Source organism: Xanthomonas sp. WHRI 6106 (assembly GCF_040202405.1).
GTDB classification, from domain to species: Bacteria; Pseudomonadota; Gammaproteobacteria; order Xanthomonadales; family Xanthomonadaceae; genus Xanthomonas; species Xanthomonas cannabis.
Genome location: NZ_JBEGFC010000008.1, coordinates 215,329 through 223,431, shown reverse-complemented (window position 1 = coordinate 223,431; position 8,103 = coordinate 215,329). Strand labels below are relative to the sequence as shown.

Sequence of the window (8,103 nt, the reverse complement as noted above, 5' to 3'; positions counted from 1 at the left end):
GCCCAACAGCTGGCCAACATCGATATCATCAACCCCGGACTCTAAACCTGGCCGCTACTCAGGGCGGGGGGACGTCGGCCCATGCCTGCATCGAGCTTGGCCGCGATCAGGTTGACGTCGTTGCCGGCACTGAGGATCAGGTTGCCGCCGGCAGTGAGCGCCTGCTGATCGATGGTCTGCGTGGTCGTGGTGGTGGTGACGCGCGTCTTGCCGTTGCGGGTCTTGTAGCTTTTGGTCTCGCTGTCGTTGAGCACGGACTCGACATTGAGGTTGTTGCCGGCTGCAGCGATCAGATTGCCGCCTGCCTTCACTTCGGCCTGGCGAATGGTCAGGTCGTTGCCGGCAGTCAATTGCAGGCTGTCGCCGGTGCTGATGTTGGTACGCGTGGCGACCTTGCCGTCCAGACCGGTGGTCGGGGTCAGCGAGAGATTATTGCCTGCCTGCAAGGCGGCGCTGCCGCCCGCGTTGATGCTGACGCCATGCAGTTGCAGGTCGTTGCCTGCGGACACGATCAGGTCTTTACCCGTGACGAGCGAGACAGCATCGCCGCCACGCAGCAGGCCGTAGTCGTTGCGCAAGGCGCTGGGTGTGAGGCTGAGGTTGTTGCCTGCAATCAACGCCGCACTGCCGCCCGCCTGCACGCGGGTGCCAGTCAGGGTCATATCGTTGCCGGCCATCATTTGCACGGTGTTGCTGGCGGTGATGCCGGACAGGATGCCCACGCCATTGACGGCCTTGGCCGCTTCGCTGACCAAGTTGTTGCCTGCCAGCAGTGCCACGTCGCGGCCCTGGATCTGCCCTTGGTTGAGTAGGTCGTTACGTGCTTCCAGCGCCACGCTACCGGTGCCGCTGATGCGGCCCTGGTTGAGCAGATTGCCGGCGGTGATGCTGACGTCGGCGCCGGCGATGACGCCCTGGTTGCTCATGGAATTGCTGGCGTTGAGCTCGACGTTGCCGCCGGCAATCAAGGCACCATTGCCACGCAGCTGCAGCGAGTTGGAGGCCAGGTAGACCACCGGCACCAGCGCCTTCTGGCCCTGGTAGTCCTGCTCCACCATCCACACGATGTCTTGCGTGAGTGCAGCGGCCTGGGCGGCGGTGAGGCCCACGCCCATGCTCAGCTGCAGCTGGCCTGCAGCAGCCACACCGGACTCGAGCAAGGCGCGGTACTGCGCCACGCCGTCGGCGTAGTTGCCCAAATAACGACGACCCGTGAGCTGGGTTATCTGGTCCAGCACCAGGCGCTGCTCATAGAAGCCATCGCCCAGGCGGGTCTGGGTCCACTCCGGGTCCACACCCAGCTTGTCCAGCAAGAAATCGCTGCTGATGAAGTTGTCGTAATTGACGAAGCGCGGGTCGGTCTCGATCAGGTAACGACGGCCTGGGCCGTTGCTGCGCCAGGCGTTGATGCCGCCCAGGCCGATTACTGCGCGGCCTGTACCCTTTAAGCTGATGCCTACTATCAGCGGAAGATTTAGAAAATTCTTATTCCAATTAATTTACCCTCCAGCAGTTCTTTAAAAATTATTTGTTATAAATCTCATAAATCCATTTCGCCAGGACTTCAGGAGAATTTGTCTCCTTTCTTAGACATTCATTACCACGATCCTTTGCAACAATGGCTAAAACTCCAGATTCATTAATCTCTATGTATGGGGCGCCAAATTCCTCAACATCAGTCCCTAAAGGAAGAAACTTGTAAGGCCTCCCCTGCGCCTCAGCATACCTGAAGAAAAAATGGGCTATTTCATCAATTTTCACTTAAATCACCATTAATTTATTCAATTTCCCTAATAAATCCATTTGACTTCAATTCATCGATACTCATGGGCAACTTGTGCTGGACGCCTCCACCAGGCTTCCCGAACCACGGAGATGCGTTACCCGATTCTACTTCAGGAATAGGCTTTAAAACCACATACTTCTTTCGCGGCGACTCCATGCTTGAGCTTGGCAATGCACGCTGATCAAACGGCACATCCGGCGGCGCAACAAAGTTTCCACGATCGGTAAAATTTCCATACTCGTCAAATCGCCCCCCAAACCTATCAAAAGTTTCCCCCGGCCCAAGTTCAATAACTTTTGGCACTGCGTCAAAACCATCAGCGAAACCATTATTCTCTTTTGTAGGCCAGTCCGGACTGCCGTCAGGTTTAACCCACCTAGGGTCCACTCTCAATTTCTCAGCAGTCGCTGCCTGTGCGGCTGTCGGGTTGGTTACAGCCCCACGCGCTCCAGCTGACGAATTATTTTGGGGCCGAAGTGAATTTATATAATCAATCACATCATCAGCCTTAAACGCGTCGCTCACGCCTGAGGCTGCCTTTGCACTGGCACCTGCCTTCCCCACATAGAGTTCTGGAGCAACGAGTGAGAATACGTCAACGCTGACCTTGCCACCAATTGCACCCGCCTTGGCTATGTCATAGATATCCCAAGAGCCGTGCGTGTTCGTGTAGGCAGCAAATGCAAGGTCCTCTGCATAGCCGCTGATACCGGTTTTTATTGCATTTAACGCGCCCTTTGCGTCGTTGAAGTTCTTCTCGGCAGTAGCTGCGTAACCATTCCCCCACAGGTAGGCTAGTTGATCAATCGTTTGTCCGACCTGGCCTGCAGGACTCATACCGTTGGCCAGCTCTGCCACACCGGCAACCATTTCCCAGACCCGGCCGGTAGCACCGACCGTACCTGCTCCCATGCCCAGCGCCGCGCGCAGCGCAGAATCAGCGGTTGCAACTGATAGCGGGATGCTACCGTTCCATGCTGCCGAAGCCAGCGCTTGGTTGCTGCAATCACCTGCCATCGCACACGCAAGCTTGTGGCCAAGATCTGCAGTCGTCACATGGGTGACGAAATCCTTGGTCAGCGTTCCATCCTTGTCGGAATTGAACAGGCCAGCCAATTCGGGGACGTGCCCCGCAAGCCAAGCGGTATATTCCCCAGCGTGATCGAGCTGATCTTGCATGGCTGCAGCGGCCAGCTGTTTTTGCTCCGCGCATCCGCCGCTGGCTGGATCGCTACACGCACCGCGCAGCGCCAGATTGCGTTCTTCCGACAGCGCCTTCAGTTGCTCGGCGCGCTCACACTGGGTGCCAGACTTGGAACAAGCGATCAGGGCCGTGGCATATTCTATCCGCTCTTGGTGGCCGAGATAATTGTTCGACACCTCATTCAAGGCTGCGGCACCGCCTGCAGCACCACCGGCCGCAGCGCCTAGCGCGCTCGCTGACAACCCTGTCAACGTGGCAGCCACCGCTTTATTGATTCCGGCTTTCTCCAACGCTTCTGCCAGGTACGGTGCCGCCACCGTGCCTGCGGCTGCGCCTAGCGCTCCGTCCGTGCCACCTGTCAGACCACCTACAACCGCATGTGACAGCACACGCAACGTGCCGCCATTGCCCCAATCCTTCATCAACTGATCAGCTTCGATCCGCTTGCTGTCATCACCAGTTGCCTCGGCTTCGGCATAGAGCTCGGCTGCTTTATCAACTTTTCCTTGTGCGTAATCGCCGACAAACTTGGTCGCTTGCTGCCCTGCCGTCGCGGTGATCTGCGCTTGCGCGGCAACCTGATCACGCAACGCCTGTCCATCCCATTGTTTAGTCAAGCTACCCGCATCGTCGCCACTGATCACATCGCGTTTCAGACCAGCCAAAGCATCAGCAGCGGTCTTGCCGGTCTTAGCGAGTTGCCCAGCCTCATCGGTGATGACCACGCTGCCACCACTGATCCCGCTGGTGGTGGTCGATGTCGCATCGCCACTCTTGCTTCCAATGCCAGCCGCTGTACCGGTGCTTCCAGTCTGGAAGTTCTGCCACGACCAGTTTTCGCCGTTGTTGACTGTCGGCTGGACTTGATCGGTTCCCCCCTGTTTTTTATTGTCGCCTGTGCCCTTGCTGTAGCCGCCCGAGAGGCTGAATCCCTTGGCATCGTAGCTGCTGGTATTTTCGATATCGCTATACGTGAGCGTGCCGGTCTGGAGGCGATTCACGCCTGCGTCCACGGCGGTTTGCGTACTAGCAATCACCGCTCCTTTCAGGTCGGTATTGCCGCCCACACGCATATTGAAACCACCATCGCCGGCCTGGATGCCACTCTGTTCGGTCACGCTGGCGAAGTCGCCACTGACTTTGTTGCTGCTATAACTTCCGCTGGCACTAAAACCTACGCCGAAGGTCACACTCGCAGCGACACTCTTGTCCTTGCTGTCGTACGTGCTGGTGTCCTGCAGGCTCTCGATGCTCAGATTGCCACCAACATCGGCGATCACCTTGTCCGCCGACAGCTGAGCCCCCTTCAGGGTGGTGTCGTTGCCACTGATGACCGTGGCCGTGTTGCCTGCAGCCAGATGACTATTGCTGTAGGTCACATCCTCGCCGTTAGCTTTGCCGCGCGATCCAGCTGCGCTGATCATCACGCCAAATGCGGCACCATCCGGACCGTAAGTGATACCGACACCCAGCGAAGCGCTGCTGCTCTTGCTGGTACTTTTTTGCTCGGCGGTGCTCTTGGCTGCTTCGATGAGTACGTCGTGGTCGGCCGCCAGCAGCAGATCATTGCCCGCCTTGATGTCACTCCCGCGAATCAACAAATTGCTCTGGTCGCCACCGCCGGTGGCAATCAGGTTGACGTCGCCACCGGCCTGTAGCTTGGAGCCTTGCGCGAGACTGGCCGTCTGCGTGCTCTTGCTCTCGCTCTTGCTGCCACCAATACTGATGGCAATGCTTAGATTGGCGCCCTGGGCTGCGCCGGCAGCGCTGCCGCTACTTAACGCGCTGCCGGCTTGGCCCAGCGCTTGTCCCGCGCCATGTGCACTGTAGGCCGCCGATCCGAGCGCAAGTGCTTCCATGCGACTGTCGCCTTTGACCTCCTTGCTGGCCTTGTAGCTGTCGTTCGCCGCCTGCGCCAGGCTGATCGCAGCCGAGCTCAAGGTCAGCGACAAACCGCCTTGGCTGAACTTGCTGCGCTGTTCCGCATCACTGTCGTTGTAGACCTCGGTGATCGCGATGTCCTTGCCGGTCGCGGTCAGGTCGCCCCGCAGCGCCATGACATCGCTGCCGGTGATCGCCAACTTGTTGCCGACCACCATGGTGACGTCGCCCTCCAGACTGCCAACCGTCGTTCCGGTATGCGTGATCTGGTCGATGTCGGCGCCAGTGGTGACCTTTTGCTTGCCAAGCGTCACCCCGATACCGCCACTTCCAAACAGACCAGACTTGGTGGTGACTTTTTCATGCTCTTCGCTATGCGTGTTCTGAGCAGTTTCCAAGGTCAGGTTATTGCCTGCTGCAAGCGTGACGTCGCCGGTGCCGACGATTTGGGTGCCCTTCGACAGCAGGTCGTTACCTGCAACAATCTGTACCGAATCGCCACTCAGTGACGTCCCGATAGCAAGCGTGTCGTGCCACTCATCATGCGTGGTGGTGGTCTTGCTCGAGAACGTGCCCTTCTTCTTCTTGGTCATGTCCTGCACGGCATCGTGCTGCTCGCTGGCGGCGAGCAGGCTGACGTCGTTGCCGGCGGCCAGGGTGATGCCGCCGTCCTTGGTGGCGGCCGATGCGGCGGTCAGGCTGATGTCGTTGCCGGCCTGCATGGCGAGGTTGCCGCCGGCGGTGAACTCGGTGCCGTGGACGGTTTCGTCGCGGGTGCTGGTGGTTTGCTTGAAGCGCTTGCGCGTTTCCAGGACATCACTGGTGTCCACCGAGGTCAGCGTGCTGGCGTTGATGTCGTTGCCGGCGCTGATCCCTAAGCCCTTGCCTGCATTGAGCTTGGCCGCGACCAGGTTGACGTCGTTGCCGGCGCTGAGGATCAGGTTGCCGCCGGCAGTGAGCGCCTGTTGGTCGATGGTTTGCGTAGTGGTCGTGGTAGTGACGCGCGTCTTGCCGTTGCGCGAGTTGTAACTGTTGGTCTCGCTGTCGTTGAGCACTGACTCGACATTGAGGTTGTTGCCGGCTGCAGCGATCAGATCGCCGCCTGCCTTCACTTCGGCCTGGCGAATGGTCAGGTCGTTGCCTGCAGTGAGCTGCAGGCTGTCGCCGGCGCTGATGTTGGTGCGGGTGGCGACCTTGCCGTCCAGGCCGGTGGTCGGAGTCAGCGAGAGATTGTTGCCTGCCTGCAAGGCGGCGCTGCCGCCCGCGTTGATGCTGACGCCATGCAGTTGCAGGTCGTTGCCTGCGGACACGATCAGGTCTTTACCCGTGACGAGCGAGACAGCATCGCCGCCACGCAGCAGGCCGTACTCGTTGCGCAAGGCGCTGGGTGTGAGGCTGAGGTTGTTGCCTGCAATCAACGCCGCACTTCCGCCGGCCTGCACGCGGGTGCCGGTCAACGTCATGTCGTTGCCGGCCATCAGTTGCAGAGTGTTGCTGGCGGTTATACCCGACAGGATGCCGACGCCATTGATGGCCTTGGCCGCTTCGCTGACCAAGTTGTTGCCTGCCAGCAGTGCCACGTCGCGGCCCTGGATCTGCCCTTGGTTGAGCAGGTCGTTACGTGCTTCCAGCGCCACGCTACCGGTGCCGCTGATGCGGCCCTGGTTGAGCAGGTTGCCGGCGGTGATGCTGACGTCGGCGCCGGCAATGACGCCTTGGTTGCTCATGGAATTGCTGGCGTTGAGCTCGACGTTACGAAGCCATTGACATGGCTCCTGCGCGGTAGCAATCTCTTGCTCCAAGGAGCGTAGAAACTCCTCTCATAGCGGTACCCACCTCCGTCAAACCGGTGGGTTTTTTGTGCCTGCACTTAGCAGGTGCAACCGATGCGATGCCTGCGTCGGGAGGGCGGCTAATACAACACCCTTCGGGGAAATACGCCCGCCGGCTATGAGCGGTTTCTAACCTCCCGACATCCCGTCGCTGATTGGCGACGGCGCCTGTTCGCAACGGAGGGCTTTGCCATGCGTCAACCGCCATCTCGCACCACCACGCGCAAACGCGTAAAGCGTCAACCACCCCGCGACGCGGTCTGGCGCATCAAAGATTCACCGCTTATCCCGATGCTCTCGCCCGAACAGATTGAAGCCGCTAATGCCGCAGACCTTGTCAAACAACAGCGCGCAGAGCGTCGCCCGCGCCCGCCCCAGCAATTGACCGTTGGTTATGGCTACTATCCCGCCAGCGATCGACGCGTCCTCACCCTACGCCTACGCGGTCGCTGGCTGGAAGAACTGGGGTTTGCCATCGGGAGCAAGCTGAATGTGCGAATGCGCAATGGCGAACTGGTCGTGAGTGTAGTTGATCTCGACTGACTTAGCAGTTTTTCTCTGTCAACTTGATTCGAAGGCTCGACAAGCACCACGTCGCGATTTAATTGGACCAATCGATCAAGCCTTGGTCAACAGATTAAGGAAAAAGCCAGCACTGCGCGCAAAAATAATTGAATAGCGACAAAAGCAGAAAACGTTACTTTGCCGCTATTTTCATGGGCCCAGCCATTCCGAATTATTATTTAAATAGTAGTCGACCAGTATTATGGATTTAAATAATCACATCACAACCAGCTTTGCCCTGGATTGGAATCGCCCAAAACACCCACCAAGACCGATAGACGCTGCTGTACAAACTAAAAATCACTCCCCATTAACAATGGCCTTCAATCAATCCGACATTTTACCGAGAAAAGCATAAGGCAACTCATCATCACAGCATTCCATCGACCTGAAGTAAAATATCCAATTCTCTGTCTCAATCATTTTATGAATGAAAGCACCATCGGTTGCAATTCGATATGCAGCGGTCTCCTGCACCACTTTGCATCCATTTTCTTGAGCGAAATTTATAATATCCGCATAAGTAGAGCCCTCGCCAAGCCCTATGCCAAGCTCCCCTACATTAAGAAAAGTCCCATCATCCAATTCGACCTGCCGATTAAAAGCCCTACGAGCAGCGCCTTCCCCCCCACAAATCCCGACCGAAGCCACGAGATCTCCAGAGCTAGTAATACCCAGATCAACTCCGGCGCGCTTCGATACAAAAAAATAAACGAAATCACTTGCCTTATACAACACACTCCCAATTCTACACTTAGCATTATACTTTACAAAATCCGAAAGTGGCGACCACTTCTTAGCAGAAACAAGCTGGCGGCAATCAAGCATAATATATA

At 57.6% G+C, this 8,103-nt stretch carries 3 protein-coding genes and 2 pseudogenes; 1 reads left to right on the top strand and 4 read right to left on the bottom strand.

Going from position 1 to position 8,103, the window contains the following annotated elements; all coding sequences use genetic code 11:
* Positions 1 to 77: 77 nt before the first annotated feature.
* The 3 genes and pseudogenes from ABQZ09_RS13585 to ABQZ09_RS13575 all read right to left on the bottom strand — a co-directional run.
* Positions 78 to 1,295: pseudogene (locus tag ABQZ09_RS13585) on the bottom strand (hemagglutinin repeat-containing protein); the annotation flags it as partial.
* 229 nt (positions 1,296 to 1,524) lie between these two features.
* The gene (locus ABQZ09_RS13580) at positions 1,525 to 1,761 is read right to left on the bottom strand and encodes a hypothetical protein (RefSeq protein ID WP_184387172.1); all 237 of its coding nucleotides are present in this window, start codon (positions 1,759 to 1,761) and stop codon (positions 1,525 to 1,527) included.
* A gap of 34 nt (positions 1,762 to 1,795) precedes the next feature.
* A pseudogene (locus ABQZ09_RS13575) lies at positions 1,796 to 6,625 on the bottom strand (hemagglutinin repeat-containing protein); the annotation flags it as partial.
* 270 nt (positions 6,626 to 6,895) lie between these two features.
* Here ABQZ09_RS13575 and ABQZ09_RS13570 point away from each other — a divergent pair.
* Positions 6,896 to 7,246, top strand: a complete 351-nt coding sequence (locus tag ABQZ09_RS13570) for a SymE family type I addiction module toxin (RefSeq protein WP_349777118.1) — start codon at positions 6,896 to 6,898, stop codon at positions 7,244 to 7,246.
* 348 nt (positions 7,247 to 7,594) lie between these two features.
* On the opposite strand, the gene ABQZ09_RS13565 is transcribed toward ABQZ09_RS13570, so the two are convergent.
* Positions 7,595 to 8,095: a hypothetical protein gene (locus tag ABQZ09_RS13565; protein ID WP_184557364.1), complete on the bottom strand. Its 501-nt coding sequence runs from the start codon at positions 8,093 to 8,095 to the stop codon at positions 7,595 to 7,597.
* Positions 8,096 to 8,103 lie beyond the last annotated feature (8 nt).

Coding starts and splice junctions, on each gene's coding strand:
- ABQZ09_RS13570 (WP_349777118.1), top strand. CDS start 6,896: ATGCGTCAACCGCCATCTCGCACCACCACGCGCAAACGCGTAAAGCGT.
- ABQZ09_RS13565 (WP_184557364.1), bottom strand. CDS start 8,095: ATGCTTGATTGCCGCCAGCTTGTTTCTGCTAAGAAGTGGTCGCCACTT.